Genomic DNA, 24,095 nt, shown 5'->3' with positions numbered 1-24,095 from the left:
TGCACCTGTGGTGACGGCGGCGTCGGTTACGCGTGCTGGACAGGGTGCACGTCCCCGCGGTTGCCGCCCCTCGGCACGTCGGGAGTCGGGCACCGTTCGCACGGGTCGCCCCGGCGCGGGACTCGCGTTCAGCCTTGATGGGTGCGGGGCCGCATGCCCAACCCCACTGCGATCCGGACCGCGAGCGCTACGAGTGCCGCGACCAGCCCGATGATCAGGGTGGAGCGCAGTCCGGCGACCAGGGCGTCCCAGATGGCGCCGCCGGCGTCGTTGACCTCGTCGCGGACCAAGGAGCCGGCTACCGAGAGCGCGATCAGGCTGACCCCGAGCGTGACGGCGACGGCGCCGGCGAGCTGGCCGACGGTCGCGAGTCGTCGCCGAGCGGTGGCCAGGGTGATCACGATGAGAACGAAGGCCATGATCGGCAGCCAGTAGCCGGCCGTCTCCAGGAGCTGCCATGCGGTGCGCGCCTGTTCGAGCTCCTTCGGCGCCACCATCTGCACGGTCAGGTCGGCCGCGGAGAGGTCGACGGTGACACCCTGCTTGGCGAGCTCGCCGGTGAGCTGGGCGGCCAACGGGGCGAGATCGATCTGCACGGTCTGGCCGGGGGGCAGGGTGTCGCCGGAGAGCAGCTTGACGACCTCGCGATGCAGCACCCGGTTCGCCTCGCGCCAGACGGCGGGGAACTCGGGACCGGTCACCGCCCGGGCGGCCGCCTGCCGCACCTGTGCCTGTATCTCGGCGCGGGTGTTGAGCGGTGCGCCGACGGCTTGGAGTGCCGCCCGGCTCAGGCCCGCTGCCATGGTGGTGGTCACGGCGTTGTCGGTCGCGATCGGCTCGACCGTCTCCACGTAGGCGTCGGTGTCGTCGAGCATCGTGGCCGCCCAGGCGGAGACGATGCCCAGCGGCACCAACAGGGCGCAGACGAGCACGAGCAGCCAGGTCACGAGGCGTGGGATCACGGCCCCACGCTACGGGGACGCCGGGCGTAGGTCCGGTGGTGACAGCCGCGACACGGACGCGACACGCCGCCCTGGGGGCTGAAGGGGCGACGCGCCGAAGGCACAGGGCGCCGTACGAGCAGGACGGTCGTCGGTGGCGACGGGGCAGGCCCGGGCAGAACGAACACGCAGGGGCGAGCCTCCTGTTCGTGCGGGCGCTTCATCGGCCGCCGGCGGCACTCTGCGCGCCGGTCTCGGGACGCAAGGTTTGGGGACGCAAGGTTTGCGCGGTCGGAGGCCCGGGTAGGAGAGGTCGTGGTAGCCCCGGTCACGGTGGCATCTCGGGAGTCACCGGGCCGGGGCGTTCGTGAGCCTCGCCGGAGGGTGTGTGGCGTGTTCCGCGCCCGGGTACCCACCTCCACCGGACGAGCGCGTGGCGATGGGCCTGAGAATGGTGGCATGGAGTTCCGTGAGGTCGTACGCCGTCGCCGCATGATCCGTCGCTACGCCGACCGGCCGGTCGACCCGGCTCTCATCGACCGCATGCTCGAGCACGCAGTGCGGGCCCCCAGTGCCGGGTTCAGTCAGGGCTGGGCGTTCCTGCGGCTCGACACCCCGGAGGACGTCGAGCGCTTCTGGAACGCCACCTCGCCCGACCCGGGGGCGAGCAACCGGTGGCTCGACGGCATGAGGACCGCTCCGGTCGTCCTCGTGCCGCTGTCGATCAAGGACGCCTACCTCGACCGCTACGCCGAGCCCGACAAGGGCTGGACCGACCGCGACGAGGCGCGCTGGCCGGTGCCCTACTGGCACACCGACACGGCGATGGCCGCGATGCTCGCACTGCTCACCGCGGTCGACGAGGGTCTGGGTGCCTGCTTCTTCGGCATCCCGCCCGAGCGCATCCCGGCCTTCCGCGACTCCTTCGACGTGCCGGAGAGCCACGTGCCCGTCGGCGCCATCACGGTGGGCCACCGGCTGCCCGACAGCGGGGCACCCGGGTCGGCCGTGCGGCGTACTCGACGGCCGATCGAGGAGGTCGTGCACCGGGGGCGGTTCCGCGCCTGAGCGGGACCGTGTGTCTCCGGAGTCTGGGATCCGAGACGCTGTCGGCGCGGATGCGTTGACCGCGCCGGGCGGGTTCGCTGGACTGTTCCCATGACCTTCGAGGCGATGTGGCACGACCTGGCTCCGATCGGGCGCACCGCCTCCGGCGGCTACTTCCGGCAACCGTTCACCGCGGCCGAGCGCGAATGTCACGCCTGGTTCCTCACCGAGTGCGCCCGCCGCGACCTCACCGTCCACACCGACGGCGTCGGCAACGTGGTCGCCTGGTGGCGACCGGAGGGAGCCGCCGGTCCGGGCGTGCTCACCGGGTCCCACCTCGACTCGGTCCTCGACGGCGGGGCGTACGACGGACCGCTGGGCGTGGTGTCGGCGTTGGCCGCCCTCGACCTGCTGCGCGAGCGTGGCGTCGCGCCGTCGCGCCCGCTGGGCATCGGGGTGTTCGTCGAGGAGGAGGGCTCGCGATTCGGCTCCGCCTGCCTGGGCAGCCGGCTGGCGACCGGTGCGCTCACCCCGGCCGCCGCGACGGAGCTGCGGGACCGTGACGGGGTCTGGCTTGCCGACGCGATGGCCGAGCACGGGTTGGCGCCGACGTCGTCGGACCTCCTCGACGGGGTGGGCGTCTTCCTCGAGCTGCACGTCGAGCAGGGGCGCGCGTTGATCGACCACGATGCAGCGGTCGGTGTCGCCAGTGGCATCTGGCCGCACGGTCGCTATCGGTTCGACTTCACCGGGGTGGCCGACCACGCCGGCACGACGCGCATGGAGGACCGTCACGACCCGATGCTCACGCACGCGATGACGGTGCTCGCGGCCAACAAGCAGGCGCGGTTGCAGGGAGCCCGGGCCACTTTCGGCCGGATCGAGGTGGTGCCGAACGGGACCAACGCCGTACCGTCGCGGGTCACCGGGTGGCTCGACGCCCGCGCTCGGGACGAAGAGGCGTTGACCGCGCTGGTCGCCGCCATCTCCACCCAGGCGCAGGACAGAGCCGGTCGCGACGGCACCAGCCTCCAGGTCACGCCCGAGTCGGTCTCGGCGTCCGTGCACTTCGAGCCCGAGCTGGCGGCGCGGCTCGCCACCGAGCACGACGGCGGTGCCTGGCCGGTGCTGCCTACCCAGGCGGGGCACGACGCCGGGGTGCTCTCGCTGGCCGGCATCCCGACCGCGATGCTCTTCGTCCGCAATCCCACGGGGGTCTCGCACTCGCCGCACGAGCATGCGGAGATGGCTGACTGCCTGCTCGGCGTGCACGCTCTCGCCGACTCCCTGGAACGGCTGCTCCGATGAGCCGGCTCGTGCCATGAGCCGCGCGACGAGACTCCGTCTGGAGCGGGCATTCATCGACGGCGTCGTCCGCGACGACGTCACCGTCGAGATCGCCGACGGCCGGTTCTCCGCGGTCGGCGTGGACCCGGCGGCGGACGCCGAGCGAGTCGAGGGACTCGCCGTCCCCGGCTTCGCCAACTGCCACAGCCACGTCTTCCACCGGGCGCTGCGCGGCCGGACCCAGACCGGCGGGGGAACCTTCTGGACCTGGCGCGAGCAGATGTACGCCGTCGCGCAACGCCTCGACCCCGACACGTTGCATGCCCTGGCCACCGCGACGTTCCGCGAGATGCTCGCCGCCGGCTACACCTCCGTGGGGGAGTTCCACTACCTGCACCACGCCCCTTCCGGTGCCCGCTACACCGAGGCGAACGTCATGGGGACCGCACTGCTCACCGCTGCCGCCGAGGTCGGGATCCGGATCACGCTGCTCGACACCTGCTACCTGGCGGCGGGTATCGGTCGTGATCCCGAGGGCGTCCAGCGGCGCTTCAGCGACGGCGACGCGCAGACCTGGGCCGAGCGGGTGGCCGAGCTCGACGCTCTCGACGGCCGGGCCCGCATCGGTGCTGCGATCCACTCGGTGCGAGCGGTGCCGCGGGAGCAACTGTCGATCGTGGTCGCGGCCGCGCGCAACCGGCCGCTGCACGTGCACCTCAGCGAGCAGGTTGCCGAGAACGAGCAGTGCTTGGCCGCCCACGGGATGACCCCGACCGCGCTGCTCCACGACGCGGGTGCCCTCACGCCGCTCACCTCCGCGGTCCATGCCACGCATCTCACCGAGACCGACATCGCACTGCTCGGCAGCAGCGGTACCCATGCCTGCTTCTGCCCCACCACGGAACGGGACCTCGGCGACGGGGTCGGCCCCAGCCGCGCCCTGCACGCAGCGGGCTCCTCCCTCACTCTGGGCAGCGACAGCCATGCCGTGATCGACCCGTTCGAAGAGATGCGAGCTGTAGAGCTGGACGAGCGACTGGTCAGCATGACCCGCGGGCACTGGTCGGCCACCGAGCTGCTGGACGCGGGCGGCCGCATCGGGCAGGCGAGCCTGGGCTACGCAGACGCCGGGCGGATCGCCGTCGGTCAACGCGCCGACCTCGTCGTGCTCGACCTTGGCTCGCCACGCACGGCCGGCACTGGTGCGGGTGCCGAGACGGCGGTCTTCGCCGCGAGTGCTGCGGACGTGCGTGAGGTCTGGGCCGACGGCGTTCGCCACGATGCCGGTGTCCTGCGGGAGCAGGCCGGCCTCGAGCTGGCGCGGGTGATCGGAGGGTTGTGGGGATGATGAGGGCGTGTACCGAGAGAGGTAGCGGATGAGCAGCCTGCTGGTCGACAACATCGGCGAACTCACCACCTGGGACTCCGAGCGCCCCCAGCGCCTGGACGCTGCGCTCGTGATCGAAGGCGACCGGGTGGTGTGGAGCGGGCCGGCCGGTGCCGCCCCGGCGGCGGATGCGGCGTACGACGCGGGTGGGCGGGCGGTGCTCCCGGGGTTCGTCGACAGCCACAGCCACCTGGTCTTCGCCGGCGACCGGGCTGCGGAGTTCGCCGCGCGGATGAGCGGGGAGCCGTACGCCGCGGGCGGGATCCGCACCACAGTGGCCGCCACCCGGGCCGCCAGCGACGAGATACTGAGTGCGAACGTCGCTCGGCTCGTCGCCGAGATGCGGCGCCAGGGCACCACCACGGTGGAGATCAAGAGCGGCTACGGACTCACGGTCGCGGACGAGGCGCGTTCGCTCGCCGTCGCCCGCGGCTTCACCGAGGAGACGACCTTCCTCGGTGCCCACGTGGTGCCGGAGGGGAGCGATGCCGACGAGTACGTCGCGCTGGTGACGGGGCCGATGCTGGCCGCCGCGGCGCCGTACGCCAGGTGGATCGACGTCTTCTGCGAGGCCGGTGCGTTCGATGCGGACCAGGCGCGGGCGGTGCTGGGCGCCGGGGCATCGACCGGTCTGGCGGGGCGGCTGCACGCCAACCAACTGGGCCACGGCCCGGGGGTGCTGCTGGCCTGCGAGCTGGGCCTGGCGGCGGTCGACCACTGCACCTACCTCAGCGATGCGGACGTGGCGGCGCTGGCCGAGTCGGGCACGGTCGCCACCTTGCTGCCCGGCGTGGACTTCTCCACGCGGCAGCCCTGGCCCGATGCGCGCCGGCTGCTGGACGCGGGCGCTCGGGTCGCGCTCGCCTCCGACTGCAACCCCGGCTCGTGCTACACCTCCTCGCTCCCGTTCTGCATCGCCCTGGCGGTCCGCGACCTGCGGATGACGCCGCTCGAAGCGGTCCGGGCGGCCACCCTCGGCGGAGCCGAGGCGCTGCGTCGTGCCGATGTCGGGCACCTGCGGGTCGGGGCGCGGGCTGACCTCACCGTCCTGGAGGCACCCTCCGCCGTCCACCTCGCCTACCGTCCCGGTGTCCCTCTCGTCCGGGAGGTCCTGGTCGCGGGACGCCCCACCCACTCCGCGGATCTGCGCTGAGTCGGTGGGTGTCCGCGTTGACGGGTGCGAGCGCGCCGCGACGGGGTGCGACCGCCGGGGAGCCTGAATCGGGTGCGAGCCGATGCGCGGCGTCGCGCGCCCGGGCTGCCGACGTACTGAATCTGAGGCACCTGAGCTCCGCGCCTAAGGCACCTTCCCGATGTGCGCGGCTACCTCAGACGCGCAGAGTCGACCCATCGAACGCAGCAGATGGGAGATCGCCATGGACACCACGAACTACTACTTCGCCCGGGCCGAGCTCGCCTACCGTCAGGAGCAGGCTCGCCGGGAGGTGCGCTCGGCGCGCCGCAAGCGTCGCCAGGACGCCGCACCCTCCAGCAAGCCGTGGGACCTCGAAGGCCTGCGCTGACCGTGCGAGGCGTCGCCGTCGAAACCCAGGAGCAGATGTCGGGGCCAACCGGCATCATGGGGGACGTGGCGACCACCGGCATCCGACAGACCCTGGTCGGACGCGACCGCGAACTGGCCGAGATGTGTGCCCTCCTGGGTATCACCTCCTCCCCGACACCGCGGCCCGAGATGCACGTCGTCCTGTTGTCCGGCGATGCCGGTGTAGGCAAGACGCGTCTTCTCACCGAGCTGCGCGACAGGGCGTTCGCCAAGGGCTGGCAGGTGGTGGCAGGGCACTGTCTCGACTTCGGTGACAGCGCCCTGCCCTATCTCCCCTTCTCTGAGGTGCTCGGGCGCTTGGCAGGCGACCACCCCGAGGTGGTGGCGGGGGTCGCGACCGCTCACCCCGGCCTGGCCCGACTGCAGCCCGGCAGGCGGATGCTGACCGATGCCAGCGACGAGCGCGTCTCGGTCGACAGGGCCGAGCTCTTCGATGCGTTCCATGCGCTGCTCGGCGAGGCGGGCGCGGTCCAGCCACTGCTGATGGTGATCGAGGATGCGCACTGGGCCGATCCATCGACCCGGGACCTGATCAGCTTCCTCTGCTCGCGGCCGCACCCGACGCAGGTCGCCGTGGTCGTCAGCTATCGCGGCGAGGACCTGCACCGTCGGCATCCGCTGCGCGCCAAGGCCGCCGAGTGGGCGCGGATCCAGGGCGTGGCCCGGATGCAGCTCGATCCGCTCGATGACTCGTCGGTGCGCGAGCTGGTGCGTGGCCTTCACCCCGAGCCGTTGACCGAGTCCGACCTGGCCGGCATCGTGGGGCGCGCCGAAGGCAACGCCTTCTTCGTCGAGGAGCTCGTCGGCGCCTCGCGCGGAGGTGTCCCGGTCGATCTCGCCGACCTGCTGCTCCTCCGACTCGACCGCCTCGACGAGATCGCCCGGCAGGTGGTGCGCACCATGTCCGTGGCTGGACGCCGTGTCTCGCACGACCTGTTGGCGGCAGTCAGCGGCGTCACGCCGACCGAGCTCGATCAGGCACTGCGCAACGCGGTCGAGACCCATGTCGTGATCACTGCCGGCAGCCACGGCTACGCGTTCCGTCATGCCCTCTTGGCCGAGGCCGTGTACGACGACCTGCTGCCGGGTGAGCGAGTCCGGATCCACGCGTCGTACGTCGAGGCGCTGCGGTCCGGCGTCGCCGCGGGTACCGCTGCCGAACTGGCTCGGCACGCCCGCTCCGCGCTCGACCTCTCGACCGCACTCGTGGCGAGCATCCAGGCGGGCGACGAGGCGGCCTCGGTGGGCGGACCTGACGAGGCTGCCCGACACTACGAGCACGCATTGGAGATCGCCGAGGACCCTCAGCATGCCGGTGACCTGGACGTGTCGGCGCTGGTGCTCAAGACGGCCGATGCGCTGGTCGACAGCGGCAGCGTGATCCGCGCCCAGAACCTGCTGGCCCGGCATCTTCGTGCGGTCTCGGGCACGGCCAGCCCGACGACCTCCGCCCAGTTGCATCTTCAGGTCGCCTACACCGCGTTGATGACCGACAACGACATCGACTGGCACGCCCACCTCCGCAGTGCACAGGCGCTGATCCCGGCCGAACCCTGCCGTGATCGTGCCCGGCTGTTGGCCGCCTCCGCGCGGATCATGGCGCTGCGCAAGCTGCCCGAGGCCAGGGAGACCGCGACGGAGGCGCTGGCGCTGGCCGAGACCCTGAAGATGCCACGGACGGCGAGCGACGCGACGACCACCCTGGTCGGCCTCGATCGTGAGGTGCCGATCGAGCAGCTCGCAGCGGCATTGGAGGAGAGCGCCGCCCGGGCTGTGCAGACCGGTGCGGTGGCTGCCGAGCTGCGTGCGCTCTTCCTGCTCGGACGTGCCTACCAGGATCGCGGGCTCCTGACCGAGTCGGTCGACACCTACGCACGCGCGGTGGAGCGCGCCCGCAAGCGGGGCATTCCCTGGGCGCCGTTCGCCTTCGACGCGCGGTTGCAGTGGGCTCAGGTCGCCTATCTGCTCGGTGACTGGACGGAGGTGCTCCGCCTGACCGACGTGGAGGGGCAGGCGCCGCCGCCGCTGCTCGAGGCACTCCTAGCGGTCTGGCGGAGCGCGGTGCTCTCTGCCCGCGGCGAGTCGCAGCTCGACGAGTTGCGGCGTCACCGGCGCTATTGGGAGCGCGACGGGATGGTGGCCATCGTCGGTGCTCCCGTAGAGATCGCCGAGCTCGGCAGGCAGGGGAGCGCCGAGGAGGCGTACGCCGTCGCGCAGTCGGCGCTCGAGATGCTGAGCGCCAACTGGGGGCCGATGTTCCAGGCGCGGGTGCGGCTCAGCGCCGAGACGATCGCCGCCCTAGCCACGAACGTCTCCGACGGAACAAGTGACGAGCGCTCGAAGCAGGCTGCACGCGCCGAGGAGCTCTTCGCCCAGGCGCTCACCGTGGTGCAGAACCATCAAGAGGGCTTCGGCTTCTGGGGCCCGGAGTCGCGCGCCTGGGCCTGCCGGATCGAGGCGGAGATCCTGCGGATGCGCTGGCTCTCCGGTATCGACGCCCCACCGCTGGATGCGCTGATCGATGCGTGGCAGGACGCAGCCGAGCATTTCGCCGGGCTCGGCCATCCTTTCGAGGTCGCGGTCTCCCGGCTACGTCTCGCCGAGGTGATGCGCGCATCGGGCGACACGCTCCGGGCGCGCGAGGAGGCCGATCTCGCCCGCGACGACGCGGCACGCCTCGGTGCTCAGCCCCTCCTCGGCGCGTTACGGCAGTTGGGCACGACTCCGGTGCGGCTGGTGGCAGACGAGGAGAGCTTGACGCCGCGTGAGAGCGAGATCCTGGCGCTGGTTGCGGCCGGACGGAGCAACGGCGAGATCGGTCAGCAGCTCTTCATCAGCACCAAGACGGTCTCCGTGCACGTCTCCAACATGCTGCGCAAGCTCGGCGCCTCCGGGCGCACCGAGGCAGTGGCCATCGCGAGGCGCCGCGGCATCGAGCTGTAGCTCGCCGGCTCGCGCGGCAGCCGGCACGTGCGGTAGCCGGGTCCGCGGCAGCCGGCACGCGCGACATCCGGCACGTGCGGCAGCCGGGGTCCGTGGCAGAGCGTGGCGGTCCGGCAGACTGGAGGGGTGGATGCACCCTCCGATCCGGTCGGCGATGTGCCGAGCCCGCAGCGTCGGCCTTGCGCGCTCGGGGCTGGGGCCGAGCAGCTTGCCGGCACGGCGTCGTACGACGTCACGCACCTGCTCATTGAGCACTCCGGACGTTGGGGCCGCAAAGCCTTCGCGGAGAGCGACCTGCCCGATCACGTGCGGGCGACGGTGGCAGCCCGGGCGGAGAGTGCCGGCGTACGGGTGCACCTGATCCGTCGGCACGGACGAGCCGGCACTGCGGACGGCTTCCGGATCTATGGGGCGAACACCATGCCCGGGAGCCGGTGGCTCGGCACGGCACTCCTCGCTGACCCCGACGAGCTGCTCGATCTCGACCTTCGGGCCTGGGGCCGGGGACGGATGGCTGGCTTGGACCGGGTCGGCCATCCGCTGCTCCTGGTCTGCACCAACGGAAGGCGAGACGCCTGCTGCGCCGAGTTCGGTCGGCCGATCGCCAAGGCTCTGGCACGGGACTATCCGGAGGAGACCTGGGAGGTGACGCACCTGGGGGGCCATCGCTTCGCCGGAGCGATGCTGACCTTGCCCTCCGGACTCTCCTACGGCCGGCTCGATCCGGCGGCCGCACTCGCCGTCGCCGAGAGCACGCAGCGCGGCGACCTGGTGCCGAGCCACCTGCGCGGCCGGGTCTGCTATCCGCCTGCCGCACAGGTGGCTGAGGTGCTGCTGCGGGAGCAGCACGGGTGGCGCGGGATCGATGACCTGGAGCTGGCGACGGTCACCGAGTCAGGCCAACGGGCAACGGCCACGTTCGTGCGCGAGGGCGGGCACGTGACGGTGGAGCTGGAACAGGAGGAGGGGCCCGCGGTGCGGGCGAGCTGCAGCGACCTGGCGCCGAGGCCGACCGTCCGGTGGCGCCGACTCTGACGAGGTGTGGGCTGCCGGCCCCGCGAGCGTGCCCCAGCCTGTGCCCGATCATGCGGCTGTCCCCGACGCGCCTGGCTGGAACGAGGTGGCCAGGAGCTCGAAGGTGTCGCAGAAGTCCACGTAGTCGCGATGGTCGACGGTCGCGGTGAGGGTCCAGGCGGTATCGGCCAGCAACCAGACCCAGATCTCGGTGATGACGTCACGTGAGTCGAGGCGGTGCAGCACTCGTACGTAGCAGGCATCAGTGATGCCGAGGTCGTGGATCTCCGCATCCTCCACGTCGACGTCCTGCAGAGCTTCGCGCAACTCCTCGACCCGGACCCGCAGGAGGTCGCGCAGGCTCAACGCGGAGGGTGCACTGGTGAGCGTCGCTCGTGGTCGGAAGCTGCTGTCGGGCAGGTGATCGGAGAGGAGCAGGTCGACGCCCGTCTCAAGACATCGTTCGAAGCTCCACCCTGCCGGGATGACGACACTCGGAGAAGAATCCATGCCGTCACGCTAGGCACGCCGACCGACACGCGGCGTACTCCGCAGAGCCTCTTGTGGAGAAACAGCAAGGTGCACAGCCAGTACGCCCCAGAACGGGCCACGCGTGGTCTCCCACGCCTCGCCACACGCGTCACACTGTGTGACAGAAACTGTTGCTTGGTGTGTGTAGCTACGGCCTACAAGCGTCAGTTTCCCCGCCCGGGCGGGGAAACTGACGGAGGGTTAGAAGGCAGCGCGCACCTGCTCCTCGGTGAGCCCGTAGTCGGCGAGGGAGTACTGGTGAGCGGGGCGGCGTCCGCCCTTCTTGGACTCGGCGTCCATCGCCTCGACCTCGGTGGCGACCTGCTTCGACCAGTCCAGGCCGAAGGCGTCGTAGATCGAGCGGGTGACCGAGATCGGGTTGGCGACGAACTCGCGGTAGTCGACGTCGACGAACTGCGCCGGGTCGTACTTCTTGCGAGCCTCGGCGAAGGAGGCGTGCGAGCGGGCCAGCATCTCGAGCTGGGTCTCGCCGATGCGTTCGCCGACGAAGGTCGTGGACCAGCCGGCGGTGGCCTCGGCGGAGAGCGAGCAGGCCGAGGCGATGGAGACCACCGGGTCCCGATGGGTCTGCACGACGAGCGCGTCCGGGAAGACAGCCATCAGCGCATCGAGCGCAGCCAGGTGCGACGGGTTCTTGAGCACCCAGCGGCGATCCTGGTCGTTCATGCCGATGAGCTGCAGGTTCGCCTTGTAGCGCTCGTACGCGGGGGTCCAGTCCTGCGCGGCCAGCCAGGCGGAGTAGTTGGGCACGTCAGCGAGCGACTCGTAGCTGATCGACATGCCTGCCTGACGCAGGATCCGCCAGCACTCCTCGACGGTGGTGGCGTCGATGTAGTGGATCCCCATGAACTCGGGGCTCTCGATGTGGTGCTGGGAGTAGGCGGCGTTGATCCCGGCGAAGATCGGATCTGCCTCCCAGGTCTCCCGCGGCGGACGGGGCTGCGGGTACTCGGTCAGCCACACCTCCAGCCCCTGGTGCCGTTCGTCGACGGTGAGCAGGCGGTGCAGTGCCGTGGTGCCGGTGCGCGGGAGGCCGACCACGAAGATCGGCCGCTCGATCTTGACCTCGGCGTAGCCCGGGTGGGCGCCGAAGCCGTGCTGGCTCAGCAGGCGGCCGACGAGGGCGCTCTTCACCTGAGCGCGCTGCATGTAGTTGCCGACCCCGGTCAGGCCGGCCGTCGGCGCGTTGAGGTCGTCGACGAGCAGGCGCAGGCCCGCCTCGTGCTCGGTGCCGCCGAAGTCGCTCAGCCCGGTGGTGCGTACTGCCGCAGCGGCGATGTCGTCGTAGGTGCCGACGTCGGAGCGTTCGCGGGCCATGGGGTCTCCTCGTTCGTGGGTGGTCTCGACGGGCTCGACTGCCGTCTGTCGGGCTCGACCTTCGTGGTCAGTTGTTGTGGAACTCGCCGCAGTCGACGTTGAGCATGGTGCCGGTGACGGCGCTCGACCAGTCGCTGGCGAAGAAGAGCGCGGCGCGGGCGACCTCGTCGGGTGTCGCCAGACGCTTGAGGTCGGTGGGGTCCGCCTTCTCGGCGTACACCTCCTCGTGGGTGCGCCCGGACTCGCTGGCGATCCAGTCGAAGTAGGCCTTGTTGACGTCTTCGTAGATGTACGACGGCGCGATCGAGTTGACGCGGATGCCTCGAGGCCCGAGCTCGGTAGCGAGCGACGAGGCAAGGTGGGCCAGCGTGCCCTTGGAGAGCTTGTAGCCGGAGTACTCGGGCTGGGAGGAGTGCACCACGCACGAGTTCACCATGATGATCGAGCCCTTCGACTCGGCAAGGGCGTCGGCGAAGAGCGAAGAGAGCCGGAGCGGGGCGAAGACGTTGGTCTCCTGCGCGGTCCGCAGGCTCTCGACCGTCAGTGTGCTGATCGGGTCCATTGGCGGGATGGCGAACGCGTTGTTGATCAGGCAGTCGACCCGACCGAACTCCGCCAACGTCGCCTCGACCAATGCGGCCCGCTGCTCCTCGTCGTTGATATCAGTCGGTACGACGAGCGCGCGGCGTCCGTAGGACCGGACCACCTCGGCCATCTTCTCCAGTCGACGCTCGGTCCGGGAGACGAGCACCAGATCGGCTCCTGCCTGCGCTGCCTCCTCACCCAGTGCACGGCCGAGGCCGGGGCCGACGCCGGAGAGCACGATCACCTTGTCCTGCAGCAAGTTCACCATGTCGAGAGGGTAGAACGTGTTTCAGTTCACGTCGAGTGCCGGTTTCGGTGCGCGGGCGGCTGGGCTCGCCTGGGCGGTGCCGCCATCGCAAGCGACCCCTTGGCTCAAGCCCTGCGAAGCGACCAGAACCGGGCGGTTATAGCGACGGGGGATCGAGTCAGGAGAGCATGCGGCGCGCGATGCCGACCTGGCGGGCCTCGATGCGGGTAGCCCACTCCTCGGGTGTCACCCGGTTGCACTCGACGTACGGCAGGTGCTGCTCGAGCTCGTCGAGCCAGACCACCTCGACCTGCGGGCCGTCGTCCGGGGTCAGGGCGCGGGCGGTGCGCTGCCAGCGCAGCATCATGACCCCCTGCTCGTGACCGGTCGTCTCGAGCCAGTTCGCGACGCCCGGGTTCGACTCCGAGATCACGTAGCGCAGGACGCCGTCGGGGTCGGCCTGCGACTGGGCGCGGGTCAGCGAGGTCTGGTGGTGCTCGTAGTCGGTGGAGACATACCAGCGCGATCCGATCTGGATGGCCTGGTAGGGCGCGGCGTTGCAGACGGGGACGCTGACGATCATCGCCCGTTCCCGGCCGTCGACCGGTGCGAGGTCGTAGTGGCCGATCGAGGAGAACTGGCTGGTCAGGCCGCCCGGGGTCGACTGCGGGGCGGTCAGGGTGTTGACCGGCTCCTTGTAGGTGAACCACTCGGGGAAGGCGAACCAGGTGGGGATCCGGCCGGTGAGCAGCTTGGCCGCGACGCCGAACCGCTTCGCCACCTTGGCCGGGTCGAAGGCCGCGCGGGGACGCCCGGCGGTGTCGAGCCGCTGGATCCGGATCTGGCCCCGCTCCTCGGTCGTCCAGTCGTCGTAGACCTCGCGGATGATCAGAGTGGAGCCCTTCTTCAGCCCCAGCTCCGGGCCGAAGCGCCATTCGAAGGTGCCGTCGTCGGCCACCTCCAGCTCCCGGTCGTCGAACGCCGCCAGGCTGGTCGGGCTGCCGTCAGCGGTGTAGCCGCCGTCCATGATCTGGAAGGAGAGGTCGGCGGTCGTGCCGCGCACCCCTGAGACGACGTACGACGCACCCTCGGTCAGGTAGGCGTTGAAGTAGATCGCATCGGGGTTGTCCAGGCCCTGGCGCGCGTACTGGTGGGTGGGGTTGATGAGCACCGGGTGCTCGAGGTCGTGGTCGAAGGCCATCTGCACCGCCGAGCGGATGCTGCCGGCGAGATAGTCGTAGCCCTCGGCCAGGTCCTGAGGACCGACCGGGAACGGTGGGTTGGCGATCAGCTGCTCCGCCTCGCGAACGGCGTCGGCGAAGGCCTGAGTGGCGGCGGTGAGGCCGGCCGCGGCGTCGTATCCCGTGTGCTCCCGGTCGGTCATGATCACTCCACCTTCGAGATGATGCTGTCTGCGTAGCGGTTCAGGGCCTCGATCTTCGTCTCGATCGGCTCGGGGTCCGGGCCCACGATGTAGGGCACCCGGAAGCCGACGATGCAGTCGGTGACGCCCTTGTCCTCCAGGCGCTTGATGCCGTCCAGGGTGTAGGCGTCGTAGGAGATCACGTGGATCTCGAAGTCGTCGCGAGTGTCGCCCTCTTCCTTGCGGATCTCGGCGAGACGACCGAGCAGGCGGTCGAGCTCCTCGCCGTCGCCGCCGGCGTGCATCCAGCCATCGCCCTTGCGTACGGCGCGGCGCAGCGCGGCGTCGCTGTGTCCACCGACAAGCAGGGGGATCGGCTTGGTCGGGGCGGGAGTCTGCTTCATCTCGGCGATCTCATAGAACTCGCCCGCGTAGCCGAAGAACTCACCGGAGGTGAGGCCGCGGAAGATGTCGATGCACTCGTCCATCCGCTTGCCACGCTTGGCCCACGGCACGCCCAGGGCCTCGAAGTCCTCGGGCCAGGGCGAGAGGCCCACGCCCATGGTGAGGCGGTTGTCGGAGAGGAAGGCGACCGAGGATGCCTGCTTGGCGATGAGCACGGGCGGCCGCACCGGCAGCTTGAGCACGAAGGGGGTGAGCCGCAGCGTCTTGGTGACTGCGAAGACGTGCGCGCAGAAGATCATCGTCTCGATGAACTCCTTGTCCTCGAGGAACTCGCGGTCGCCGGTGTCCGTGTACGGATAGCGGGAGTCGGACTCCCTGGGGTAGATCAGCGAGTCGGCGACGGTCATCGAGGTGTACCCGGCCGCCTCCGCAGCCTGGGCGAGCGGGGCGTAGTAGTGGGCCCGGGTCATGGCTTCGGCGTAGGTGAATCGCATGGATGCACACTAGAACTCGTTTCACTTTTCTGGAAGTGTGCATCCCGGTGGACGAACCCCGTCCCGCATGGCTGGGAGGCTTCCGTGGACCTGTCCGAGATCGGTGATCGGCTCGAGGTGACCGACGTGATCACCCGCTACACCCGCGCGATCGACACGCGCAGCTTCGCCGACCTGCCCGGCGATGTCTTCACCCCCGATGCGGTGCTCGACTACTCCTCGGTGGGCGGGCCGATCGGGCCGCCGGACGAGGTGGTGCCGTGGGTGGAGCGCGGGTTGAGCGGCTTCGCGCGCTACCAGCACATCATCGGCCAGGTCTCCATCGCCTTCGCCGGGCCGGAGCGTGCTGAGGCGCGGGTGACGGCGTACTTCACCAACCCGATGGTCGCAACGGCGCCCGACGGCACGGAGAACCTGGTCGAGGTCGGCGGTTACTACCACCACACGATGGTGCGTACGGTCGATGGCTGGCGCTCCCGGCACCTGATCGACGAGAACGTCTGGATGCGCGGGTTCTGACCCGGCTCCCGGGCCGGAGCGTCCGGGACGCGCCCCGGCGTGCGCGGACTGAGTAGGGCGGATGCGTCCGGTTGCCGCCCCGCCTGACAGCCCCTGCTGACGGAACCGCCGGCAGGAGAGGCCCGCGAGAGCGGGATATTCGCCGACCTTTGCAAGAATGGCCCCTCAACCTCCGAACCGAGCCTGTGGAGCCACCGTGTCCGAGAAGGACAGTCGAGAAGAGAACCCGGTCGTCAACGGGTTGGTCGCGCTGGCGGCCGTCGCGGTGGTCGTCGGCGTGCTCGGCGGGATCGGCGTGGTCACCGCGACCCGGGTGCTGGGCCTCAGCGACGCGAGTGACGCGGCAGCGAACTCGTCCGGCGAGGGAGGCGCCTCGCTCTACATGCCGAAGCCGTCCCGCACCACGGAGGCCTCCGGTCCGCTGGTGACCCTCGCTCCCACGGACGACGAGGCGAGCGGCAGTGGCTCCGAGTCGGCCGACCCGGAGGAGAGCGAGACCAGTGAGGATCCGACCGAGAGCGAGAGCGCCGCGGAGGGTCGGATCACGCTGAGCCAAGGTGCTTTCGAGGTCTCCCCGGGGGAGCAGCTCTACCTCTCCGGCATCTACCCGGGCGGCGAGGGCACCGTGCTCGACATCGAGTACAAGAGCGGCAACGGCGCCTGGGAGGAGTTCCCGCTCGACGTCAACGTCGCCAACGAGACCTTCTCCACCTACGTCGAGACCTACCGCAGCGGCGAGGTCTCCTGGCGTGTCGTCGACAGCGCCAAGAACGTGCGCTCCAACGAGGTCACCGTCAAGTACGCCAACTGAGCACGGCGTACGTCGGGTCGAGTGCGCGCGTACGCCGGGTCGAGTGCGCGCAAATGAGGTGTTCACTTCGCGCATACGACGCGTTGAGTGCGCGCGAATGGTGCGTTGAGTTAGCGCGAATGGCAGTGCCTGCGCAATACGCGCGCACTCAACGCGCCATATGCGCTGACTCGAACCGTGATTTGCGCGAACTCGACGCTCAGAGCACGCCGGCGGCGCGGGCAGCCTCGGCGTAGGCGCGAGCCAGCGAGTCGACGGTGTCGTGGGCGTTGAGCCCGCTGGGATTCGGCACCACCCAGACCTGGCTCGTTCCCCAGTCGTAGGGCTGCAGGCCCGCCTTCGCCTTCGGCTCCCGGAAGGCGGTGCGGTACGCCGTGATCCCGGCGACCGCCACCACCCGCGGCGCGCGCTCCTCGACCAGTCGTCGCAACCGCTCGCCGCCGGCGACCAGCTCCTGACGGCTCAGCTCGTCGGCCCGGGCGGTGGCTCGTGCCACGACGTTGGTGATGCCGATGCCGCGCGCCTTCATCGCGGCCCGGTCGGCGTCGGTCATCCCGTCGGAGGGCGAGATCGGCTCGAGGATGATCCCGGCCCTCAGCAGCGCCGGGTAGAAGCGGTTGCCGGGGTGGGCGAAGTGCGTCTGCGTGGCGGCCGTCCAGAGCCCGGGATTGATGCCGACGAAGAGGAGTCGCAGGTCCGGCCCGAGCAGGTCGGGCACCTCCTGGTCGCGGTAGCTCTCCAGCTCGGCACGGGTGAAGGACGCCATGCAGCGCAGTATCCCCGGAGCGCCGGTGCGACGCTCCGGGAGGGGGATCAGCCGATCCAGTCGAAGACGGCGGGGTTCGGTCCCATCCGGCCTTCGGCGCCCTTGTCGAGGGTCCCCAGGGCAGCCATGTCGTCCTCGGTGAGTTCGAAGTCGGTGACCGCGAAGTTGGAGCGCATCCGCCCGGGGTCGACGCTCTTGGGGAAGACGATGGCGCCGCGCTGCAGGTGCCAGCGGAGTGCGACCTGGGTCTCGCTCCGACCGAGCCGGTCGGCGATCGCCTTCACGACGGGGTCTCCGACCACCTTGCCGCGCGCGATCGGCGACCAGGCCTCCGTGAGTACGCCGTGGGCCGCGTTGGCCGCACGCACGGCGGTGTTGTCGAAGTAGGGGTGCACCTCGACCTGGTTGACGACGGGGATGATCCCGGTCTCCGCGACGATCCGGTCGAGGTGGTCGGGCTCGAAGTTCGACACGCCGACCGAGCGGGCCCGGCCGTCGGCGGTGAGCTCGGTCATCGCCCGCCAGGTGGAGACGTAGTCGCCGTCGTACTGGGTGGGCACGGGCCAGTGGATGAGGAAGAGGTCGACGTGGTCGAGGCCGAGCGCGCTGAGCGACTCGTCGAAGGAGCGCCGTACGTCGTCGGGGCGGTGGTAGCTGTTGTGCAGCTTGGTGGTGATGAAGAGCTCGTCCCGGGGCAGGCCGGACGCGCGGACGGCCTCGCCGACACCCTGCTCGTTGCCGTACATCTGGGCGGTGTCGATGTGGCGGTAGCCGACCTCGAGGGCCTGGGCGACGACGCCGGCGGTCTCGGCCGGGTCGACCTGGAAGACCCCGAAGCCGAGCTGCGGGATCGTGTGTCCGTCGTTCATGGTGAGTGCGGGAACCGTCATGGCACTCAGCCTTCCATGGTGTGCGAAATCGCCCGTGCCGCCCGGGCCGGAGAGTCCGTCGAACGCGGGACGGCTCGCCGAAGAAATGTTCGCCGGGAGGGAATGATCCGCGCAGCCTGCCCGTTGGACTGAGCAGAAACCTGAGTCGATACGACTCAACTAATGTGACTGAGTGGGCACCACCGTGGCACACTGGCCACATCCGGCCCTCGGCGGCGTACCTCGCGCCGGCGTGGCCGCCATCAGACCAACGCAATCAGCACACGACTAGGAGATCCCATGGCCCGCGCAGTCGGCATCGACCTCGGCACCACCAACTCGGTGGTCGCTGTTCTTGAGGGTGGCGAGCCCACCGTCATCGCAAACGCAGAGGGCGCTCGCACCACCCCGTCGGTGGTCGCGTTCGCCAAGTCCGGCGAGGTCCTCGTCGGCGAGGTGGCCAAGCGCCAGGCGGTCACCAACGTCGACCGCACCATCCGCTCGGTGAAGCGCCACATGGGCACCGACTGGAAGACCCAGGTCGACGACAAGTCGTTCACGCCCCAGCAGATCAGCGCGTTCGTGCTGCAGAAGCTCAAGCGGGACGCCGAGGCCTACCTGGGCGAGACCGTCACCGACGCGGTGATCACCGTTCCGGCGTACTTCTCCGACGCGCAGCGCCAGGCCACCAAGGAGGCCGGTGAGATCGCGGGCCTCAACGTCTCCCGCATCGTCAACGAGCCCACCGCGGCCGCACTGGCCTATGGCCTCGACAAGGGCGACGACCAGACGATTCTCGTCTTCGACCTCGGTGGCGGCACGTTCGACGTCTCGCTGTTGGAGATCGGCGAGGGCGTCGTGGAGGTCAAGGCCACCTCGGGTGACAACCACCTCGGTGGCGACGACTGGGACAACCGCATCGTCGACTGGATGGTCGACAAGTTCAAGGCCGGCAACGGCGTCGACCTCTCCGGCGACAAGATCGCCAAGCAGCGCCTCCAGGAGGCCGCGGAGAAGGCGAAGATCGAGCTCTCCAGCTCCAGCGAGACCACGATCCACCTGCCCTACATCACCCACGGCGAGTCCGGCCCGCTCCACTTCGAGGAGAAGCTGACCCGCGCCGAGTTCCAGAAGCTGACCGCCGACCTGCTCGAGCGCACCAAGGCGCCGTTCCAGGCGGTGCTCAAGGACGGTGGCGTGCCGATCTCCGGTATCGACCACGTCGTCCTCGTCGGTGGCTCCACCCGGATGCCTGCGGTGACCGAGGTCGTCAAGGACCTGCTCGGCGGCAAGGAGCCCAACAAGGGCGTCAACCCCGACGAGGTCGTCGCACTGGGCGCGGCCCTGCAGGCGGGCGTCCTCAAGGGCGAGGTCAAGGACGTGCTGCTCCTCGACGTCACCCCCCTGAGCCTCGGCATCGAGACCAAGGGCGGCGTGATGACCACCCTGATCGAGCGCAACACCACCATCCCGACCAAGCGTTCGGAGATCTTCACCACCGCCGACGACAACCAGCCGTCGGTGGAGATCAAGGTCGCCCAGGGCGAGCGTCAGATGTGGGGCCAGAACCAGCCGCTCGGCAACTTCGAGCTGACCGGCCTCCCGCCGGCCCCGCGCGGCGTGCCGAAGATCGAGGTCACCTTCGACATCGACGCCAACGGCATCGTGCACGTCTCCGCGAAGGACCACGCCTCGGGTCGCGAGCAGTCGATGACCATCTCCGGCGGCTCGGCACTGAGCAAGGACGAGATCGACCGGATGGTCAAGGAGGCGGAGCAGTACGCCGCCGAGGACGCCGACCGCCGCAAGGTCGTCGACGCCCGCAACCAGGCCGACAGCCTCGTCTACACGACCGAGAAGTTCCTCGCCGACAACGGTGACAAGATCCCCGACGACGTGAAGACCGAGGTCCAGGCCGACGTCGACGCGCTGAAGGCCACCCTGGAGAACGCCGAGGCGACCGCCGAGGAGCTCGAGGCCGGTGTCGCCAAGCTCGGTGAGTCCAGCCAGAAGATGGGTGCCGCGATGTACGCCGCCGCCGAGGCCGACCAGGCCGCTGCGGGTGGCAGCACCGGCAGCACCGGCGAGGCGGACGACGACGTGGTCGACGCGGAGATCGTCGACGACGCCGAGGGTGACGACAAGTGACCTCGCCCCACGAGCAGGAGTCGGCCGGGGCGTCGCAGGACGCTCCGGCCGACGCCGAGGTCATCGGTGAGGCGTCTGACATCAGCGGCGCCGCCAACATGGTCGAGGAGGGTGCCCCGTTGGAGCCCGGTGACCAGGCCATGGTCGACGGCGAGCAGTCCGCCGGTGGTGATGCAGGCCAGGTCGACGAGGTGGCTGCCGCGCGTGCCGAGGCCGCAGAGCGCACCGCTGATCTGCAGCGGCTGCAGGCGGAGTTCCTCAACTACAAGCGGCGGGTCGAGCGCGATCGCGAGCTGATCAAGGAGAACGCCACGTTCTCCGCGCTCTCCCCGATCACCGAGGTGCTCGACACTATCGATCGGGCCCGCGAGCACGGCGAACTCGATGACGGACTGCGTGCCGTCGCCGAGCAGCTCGAGCAGGTCGTCGCCCGCCAGGGCCTCGTCCGCTTCGGGGCGCCCGGGGATGCGTTCGACCCGAACCTCCACGACGCCCTCTCCCATGTGGGGGAGGACCCGGAGATCACGGTCACCACGTGCAAGGTCGTGGTGCGCGCCGGCTACCGCATCGGCGAGCGAGTGGTCCGCGCCGCCCAGGTGCTGGTGGCGGACCCGGCCGGACCTGCGCCGGCAGCAGACACGGAAGAGAGCCAGGGCTGACGCCCGGTTCGTTCAAGACGAGGGAAGGGAGGTGCGCGCATGACGACCGGTAAGGCCGACTGGGCCAACAAGGACTACTACGCCGAGCTCGGTGTCTCCAAGGACGCGAGCGCCGAGGAGATCAAGAAGGCCTACCGCAAGCTTGCGCGCGCCAACCACCCCGACTCCAATCCGGGGGACACCGCCAAGCACGACAAGTTCAAGGCGGTCGCCGAGGCCTATGACGTCGTCGGCGACGCCGACAAGCGCAAGCAGTACGACGAGATCCGCAGCATGCCGGTCGGTGGCTTCGGCGGCGCCGGCGGTTTCGACCTGAGCGACCTGCTCCGGGACCGAGCGGGCGGCTCGGGCGGCGGGTTCGGCGACATGTTCGGCGACCTCTTCGGCGGTGGCCGGCAGCGCGGCCGCCGCGCGCGCAAGGGCCCCGACGTCGAGACCGGAGCCACGATCAGCTTCACCGACGCGCTCGACGGCGTCACGATCAGCCTCCGGCTGACCAGCGACTCACCGTGTGCCACCTGCGGAGGCAGCGGCGGCAAGCCGGGCACCAAGCCGCATATCTGTCCCCAGTGCGAGGGCTCCGGCATGGTCGCCGGCTCCGTCGGTGGCGCCTTCACCCTCAACGAGACCTGCCCCGCTTGCGGTGGTCGGCAGCTCGTGTACGACGAGCCGTGCCCGACCTGCCTCGGCTCCGGCCGCGGTCAGTCGGCGCGCACGATCCAGGCGCGCATCCCTGCCGGGGTCAAGGACGGCCAGCGGATCCGGCTCCGCGGCAAGGGCGGCGCCGGCGAGAACGGTGGCCCCGCCGGGGACCTCTACGTCACGGTCAAGGTGACCCCGCACCGCCTCTTCGCACGCAAGGGCGACAACCTGACCCTCGACGTACCTGTGGGGTTCGATGAGCTGGCGCTGGGGGCCGACATCAAGGTGCCCACCTTGGGCGGCGCGCCGGTGACCCTGAAGATCCCTGCCGGCACGCCCGACGGCCGCACCTTCCGGGTGCGGGGCAAGGGCCCGAAGCGGGCCGACGGCACCCACGGCGACCTGCTGGTCGCGGTCAAGGTGCAGGTACCGGCGGTCCTCGACGAGGCGACCCGAGCCGCCGTCGAGGCCTATCGTGAGGCCACGGCAGGGAAGCCGCTGCGCGGCAATCTCTTCGAAGGGAGCTGATGGCCATGGCGTCCGTGGAGCGTCCCGACCCCGAGGTCGGCGTCTACGTGATCAGTGTCGCCGCCCAGCTCGCCGGACTGCATCCCCAGACGCTCCGCACCTACGAGCGCATGGGCCTGATCCTCCCGCAGCGCACCGGCGGCGGTGGTCGCCGCTACTCCCACCGCGACATCGAGAAGTTGCGCACCATCGCCGAGCTCACCGCCAGCGGCATCGGCATCGAAGGGGTGCGCCGCATCGTCGAGCTGGAGAACCAGGCCGCCGCCCTCGCTGCCCGCAACGAGGAGCTGATAGCCGAGCTCGAGGCCACCCGCGCGGCGCTGCGGCAGGCGCTCGCCACCCGCGGCGCCCCCCGCCCCGACAACAAGCTCCCCGTCCTCCGCACCCCCGACCCTGGCCAGTCCGTCGTCGTCTGGCGGCGCGGCCGCTGAGCGTCAGATTCCCCGCCCGGGCGGGGAATCTGACGCTTGGTGTGCGTAGCTACGGCACACAGGCAAACAATTTCGTCACACAGTCCGGCGTACGGCGCCACCACAGTCGCGGCGGGCGGGGAATGAAACGCTGTTCGGACTCCGAGTTACTCCGGTAACCTCCGCGTGGGGAGAAGAGGGACTACTCGACGCACGCGTGATCGGCGTCCGGCAACAAGGTGGTGAGTGCGACGTTCGATCGAGTCCTCGACTGGTTGGCCGACGTCGACTGGTTCCTCCAGGACCTTCACGGCACGTGGGAATGGTTCGCCTTCCTGAGCATCCCGCTCTTCACCGGGGTGATCGGTTGGCTGATCAACTGGACCGGCCTGATCATGCTCTTCTCTCCGATCAACTTCCACGGCTTCCGGGTGCCCGGCATGTCCGAGCTGGCCAGGCTCGCTCCCCGCAAGCTGCAGGAGGTTCCCGGTGTCCTGATCGGCGGCGTGGGCTGGCAGGGCATCGTCCCCGCGCGTGCAGCCAAGATGGGCAGCATCGCCGTCGACAAGGCGATCGCCAAGCTGGGAACCCCTGCCGAGTTCTACCAGCAGCTTGAGCCGGAGAAGATCGGCGAGCACATCGTCAACATGTTCGAGCCGGAGATCCCGCAGCTCGTCGACGAGGTGATGCGGCGCAGCCATCCGGCCTTCTGGCGCGACCTCCCGGCGACTGGCAAGCGGGCGATCATCGCCCGGGTGCAGGCGCAGCTGCCGAGCGTTGTCGGCACCGTGACCACCGAGATCGGCGTGCACATCGACCAGCTCCTCGACCCGAAGATCATGGTCATCGACCACTTCCGCAAGAACCCGGCGCTGGTGGTGCGGGTGTTCAAGGACATCGGGCAGAAGGAGCTCAACCTGATGGTGAACTTCGGGTTCATCTTCGGCTTCCTGCTCGGCGTCCCGGCTGCCTTCGTCTACCACTGGGTGCACCTGTGGTGGGTGTTGCCGGTGCTCGGCGTGATCATCGGGTGGATCACCAATGCCCTCGGCATGTGGCTGATCTTCGAACCCACGGAGCCAAAGCGCTATTTCGGGGTCCGCTTCCACGGTCTCTTCCTGCGCCGGCAGAACGAGGCGGCGGAGGTCTATGCCCAGATCATCGCCGACGACGTGATCACGCTGGAGCGGATCGGTGACTTCCTCATGGACGGCCCCCGCGGGGACCGTACGCGCCAGATGCTCGCCGCCGCCCTCGGTCCTGCCATCGACAAGGCCGCCGGTCCCGCTCGCGGCGCCGCTCGGATCGCGTTGGGTGGCTCGACCTACGACCGCATCAAGGACGAGTTCGCCACGGAGGCGGTCGGTCGCACCCTCACCCCCTTCAAGGACGCCGAGTTCAGCAAGCAGCAGTCGGAGAAGATCCGGACCCTGATCGCCGCGCGCACCAAGGAGCTTCCGCCGCGGGACTTCGTGGAGATGATGCGCTCCGCCATCCGCGAGGACGAGTGGATGCTCTACGCTCACGGCGCCATCATGGGAGCGGCCGGTGGTCTCATCCACGAGCTGATCTTCAAGGTCGGCGGAGCCTGATGACG

The 24,095-nt window shown here is 70.0% G+C and carries 22 protein-coding genes; 14 read left to right on the top strand and 8 right to left on the bottom strand.

The window, feature by feature from the left end:
* Positions 1 to 128 precede the first annotated feature (128 nt).
* Positions 129 to 962: a hypothetical protein gene (locus DNK54_RS10635; protein WP_110206921.1), complete on the bottom strand. Its 834-nt coding sequence runs from the start codon at positions 960 to 962 to the stop codon at positions 129 to 131.
* A 438-nt stretch (positions 963 to 1,400) separates the two neighbouring features.
* Between DNK54_RS10635 and DNK54_RS10630 the strand changes: the two genes are divergently transcribed.
* The 7 genes from DNK54_RS10630 (at position 1,401) to DNK54_RS10605 (ending at position 10,204) form a co-directional block, all read left to right on the top strand.
* Positions 1,401 to 2,009 carry a nitroreductase family protein gene (locus DNK54_RS10630; protein WP_110206920.1) on the top strand — a complete coding sequence of 203 codons (609 nt, stop codon included), beginning with the start codon at positions 1,401 to 1,403 and terminating at the stop codon, positions 2,007 to 2,009.
* A gap of 90 nt (positions 2,010 to 2,099) precedes the next feature.
* Positions 2,100 to 3,296 carry an allantoate amidohydrolase gene (locus tag DNK54_RS10625; RefSeq protein WP_110206919.1) on the top strand — a complete coding sequence of 399 codons (1,197 nt, stop codon included), beginning with the start codon at positions 2,100 to 2,102 and terminating at the stop codon, positions 3,294 to 3,296.
* 13 nt (positions 3,297 to 3,309) lie between these two features.
* On the top strand, positions 3,310 to 4,623 hold the full coding sequence (locus tag DNK54_RS10620) for a formimidoylglutamate deiminase (protein WP_110206918.1): 1,314 nt from the start codon (positions 3,310 to 3,312) through the stop codon (positions 4,621 to 4,623).
* A 28-nt stretch (positions 4,624 to 4,651) separates the two neighbouring features.
* Positions 4,652 to 5,815: an imidazolonepropionase gene (gene hutI, locus DNK54_RS10615; protein WP_110206917.1), complete on the top strand. Its 1,164-nt coding sequence runs from the start codon at positions 4,652 to 4,654 to the stop codon at positions 5,813 to 5,815.
* A gap of 223 nt (positions 5,816 to 6,038) precedes the next feature.
* Positions 6,039 to 6,185 carry a hypothetical protein gene (locus DNK54_RS21100; protein ID WP_162602399.1) on the top strand — a complete coding sequence of 49 codons (147 nt, stop codon included), beginning with the start codon at positions 6,039 to 6,041 and terminating at the stop codon, positions 6,183 to 6,185.
* 35 nt (positions 6,186 to 6,220) lie between these two features.
* Positions 6,221 to 9,169 carry a helix-turn-helix transcriptional regulator gene (locus tag DNK54_RS10610; protein ID WP_162602398.1) on the top strand — a complete coding sequence of 983 codons (2,949 nt, stop codon included), beginning with the start codon at positions 6,221 to 6,223 and terminating at the stop codon, positions 9,167 to 9,169.
* A 126-nt stretch (positions 9,170 to 9,295) separates the two neighbouring features.
* Entirely contained in the window at positions 9,296 to 10,204 is a 909-nt protein-coding gene (locus DNK54_RS10605; protein ID WP_110206915.1) for a sucrase ferredoxin, read from the top strand.
* 48 nt (positions 10,205 to 10,252) lie between these two features.
* On the opposite strand, the gene DNK54_RS10600 is transcribed toward DNK54_RS10605, so the two are convergent.
* From DNK54_RS10600 to DNK54_RS10580, 5 genes are all read right to left on the bottom strand, one after another.
* Positions 10,253 to 10,693 (bottom strand): hypothetical protein, encoded by a 441-nt coding sequence (locus tag DNK54_RS10600; RefSeq protein WP_110206914.1) that lies wholly within the window; start codon positions 10,691 to 10,693, stop codon positions 10,253 to 10,255.
* A gap of 222 nt (positions 10,694 to 10,915) precedes the next feature.
* Positions 10,916 to 12,052: a sulfotransferase family protein gene (locus tag DNK54_RS10595; RefSeq protein WP_110206913.1), complete on the bottom strand. Its 1,137-nt coding sequence runs from the start codon at positions 12,050 to 12,052 to the stop codon at positions 10,916 to 10,918.
* Between the two features lie 67 nt (positions 12,053 to 12,119).
* Positions 12,120 to 12,905 carry an SDR family oxidoreductase gene (locus DNK54_RS10590; RefSeq protein WP_110206912.1) on the bottom strand — a complete coding sequence of 262 codons (786 nt, stop codon included), beginning with the start codon at positions 12,903 to 12,905 and terminating at the stop codon, positions 12,120 to 12,122.
* A 157-nt stretch (positions 12,906 to 13,062) separates the two neighbouring features.
* The gene (locus tag DNK54_RS10585) at positions 13,063 to 14,268 is read right to left on the bottom strand and encodes a hypothetical protein (protein WP_110206911.1); all 1,206 of its coding nucleotides are present in this window, start codon (positions 14,266 to 14,268) and stop codon (positions 13,063 to 13,065) included.
* Between the two features lie 2 nt (positions 14,269 to 14,270).
* The gene (locus DNK54_RS10580; protein WP_110206910.1) at positions 14,271 to 15,146 is read right to left on the bottom strand and encodes a TIGR03619 family F420-dependent LLM class oxidoreductase; all 876 of its coding nucleotides are present in this window, start codon (positions 15,144 to 15,146) and stop codon (positions 14,271 to 14,273) included.
* Between the two features lie 84 nt (positions 15,147 to 15,230).
* Here DNK54_RS10580 and DNK54_RS10575 point away from each other — a divergent pair, with 84 nt between their 5' ends.
* Positions 15,231 to 15,665 (top strand): nuclear transport factor 2 family protein, encoded by a 435-nt coding sequence (locus DNK54_RS10575; protein WP_110206909.1) that lies wholly within the window; start codon positions 15,231 to 15,233, stop codon positions 15,663 to 15,665.
* 196 nt (positions 15,666 to 15,861) lie between these two features.
* Positions 15,862 to 16,476 (top strand): hypothetical protein, encoded by a 615-nt coding sequence (locus tag DNK54_RS10570; RefSeq protein WP_110206908.1) that lies wholly within the window; start codon positions 15,862 to 15,864, stop codon positions 16,474 to 16,476.
* Between the two features lie 199 nt (positions 16,477 to 16,675).
* Here DNK54_RS10570 and DNK54_RS10565 read toward each other — a convergent pair whose 3' ends face one another.
* Positions 16,676 to 17,242 (bottom strand): mismatch-specific DNA-glycosylase, encoded by a 567-nt coding sequence (locus DNK54_RS10565; protein ID WP_110206907.1) that lies wholly within the window; start codon positions 17,240 to 17,242, stop codon positions 16,676 to 16,678.
* A 47-nt stretch (positions 17,243 to 17,289) separates the two neighbouring features.
* Positions 17,290 to 18,132, bottom strand: coding sequence for an aldo/keto reductase (locus DNK54_RS10560; RefSeq protein ID WP_110206906.1), 843 nt, complete (start codon positions 18,130 to 18,132; stop codon positions 17,290 to 17,292).
* 279 nt (positions 18,133 to 18,411) lie between these two features.
* On the opposite strand from DNK54_RS10560, the gene dnaK reads away from it, so the two are divergent.
* The 5 genes from dnaK (at position 18,412) to DNK54_RS10535 (ending at position 24,090) form a co-directional block, all read left to right on the top strand.
* Positions 18,412 to 20,259 (top strand): molecular chaperone DnaK, encoded by a 1,848-nt coding sequence (gene dnaK / locus DNK54_RS10555; protein WP_110206905.1) that lies wholly within the window; start codon positions 18,412 to 18,414, stop codon positions 20,257 to 20,259.
* The gene (gene grpE / locus DNK54_RS10550) at positions 20,256 to 20,918 is read left to right on the top strand and encodes a nucleotide exchange factor GrpE (protein ID WP_239460027.1); all 663 of its coding nucleotides are present in this window, start codon (positions 20,256 to 20,258) and stop codon (positions 20,916 to 20,918) included. The genes dnaK and grpE overlap by 4 nt, the downstream gene beginning before the upstream one ends.
* A 39-nt stretch (positions 20,919 to 20,957) precedes the next feature.
* Positions 20,958 to 22,088, top strand: coding sequence for a molecular chaperone DnaJ (gene dnaJ, locus DNK54_RS10545; protein WP_110206904.1), 1,131 nt, complete (start codon positions 20,958 to 20,960; stop codon positions 22,086 to 22,088).
* Positions 22,089 to 22,093: 5 nt separating this feature from the next.
* Complete coding sequence (locus tag DNK54_RS10540) at positions 22,094 to 22,519, top strand: heat shock protein transcriptional repressor HspR (RefSeq protein WP_204164515.1); 426 nt, start codon at positions 22,094 to 22,096, stop codon at positions 22,517 to 22,519.
* A gap of 221 nt (positions 22,520 to 22,740) precedes the next feature.
* Positions 22,741 to 24,090, top strand: a complete 1,350-nt coding sequence (locus tag DNK54_RS10535; RefSeq protein WP_110206902.1) for a DUF445 domain-containing protein — start codon at positions 22,741 to 22,743, stop codon at positions 24,088 to 24,090.
* Positions 24,091 to 24,095: the final 5 nt, after the last annotated feature.

It is taken from the genome of Nocardioides daejeonensis (assembly GCF_003194585.1).
Lineage (GTDB): Bacteria > Actinomycetota > Actinomycetes > Propionibacteriales > Nocardioidaceae > Nocardioides > Nocardioides daejeonensis.
This window is presented reverse-complemented; position numbering and strand designations above follow the sequence as displayed.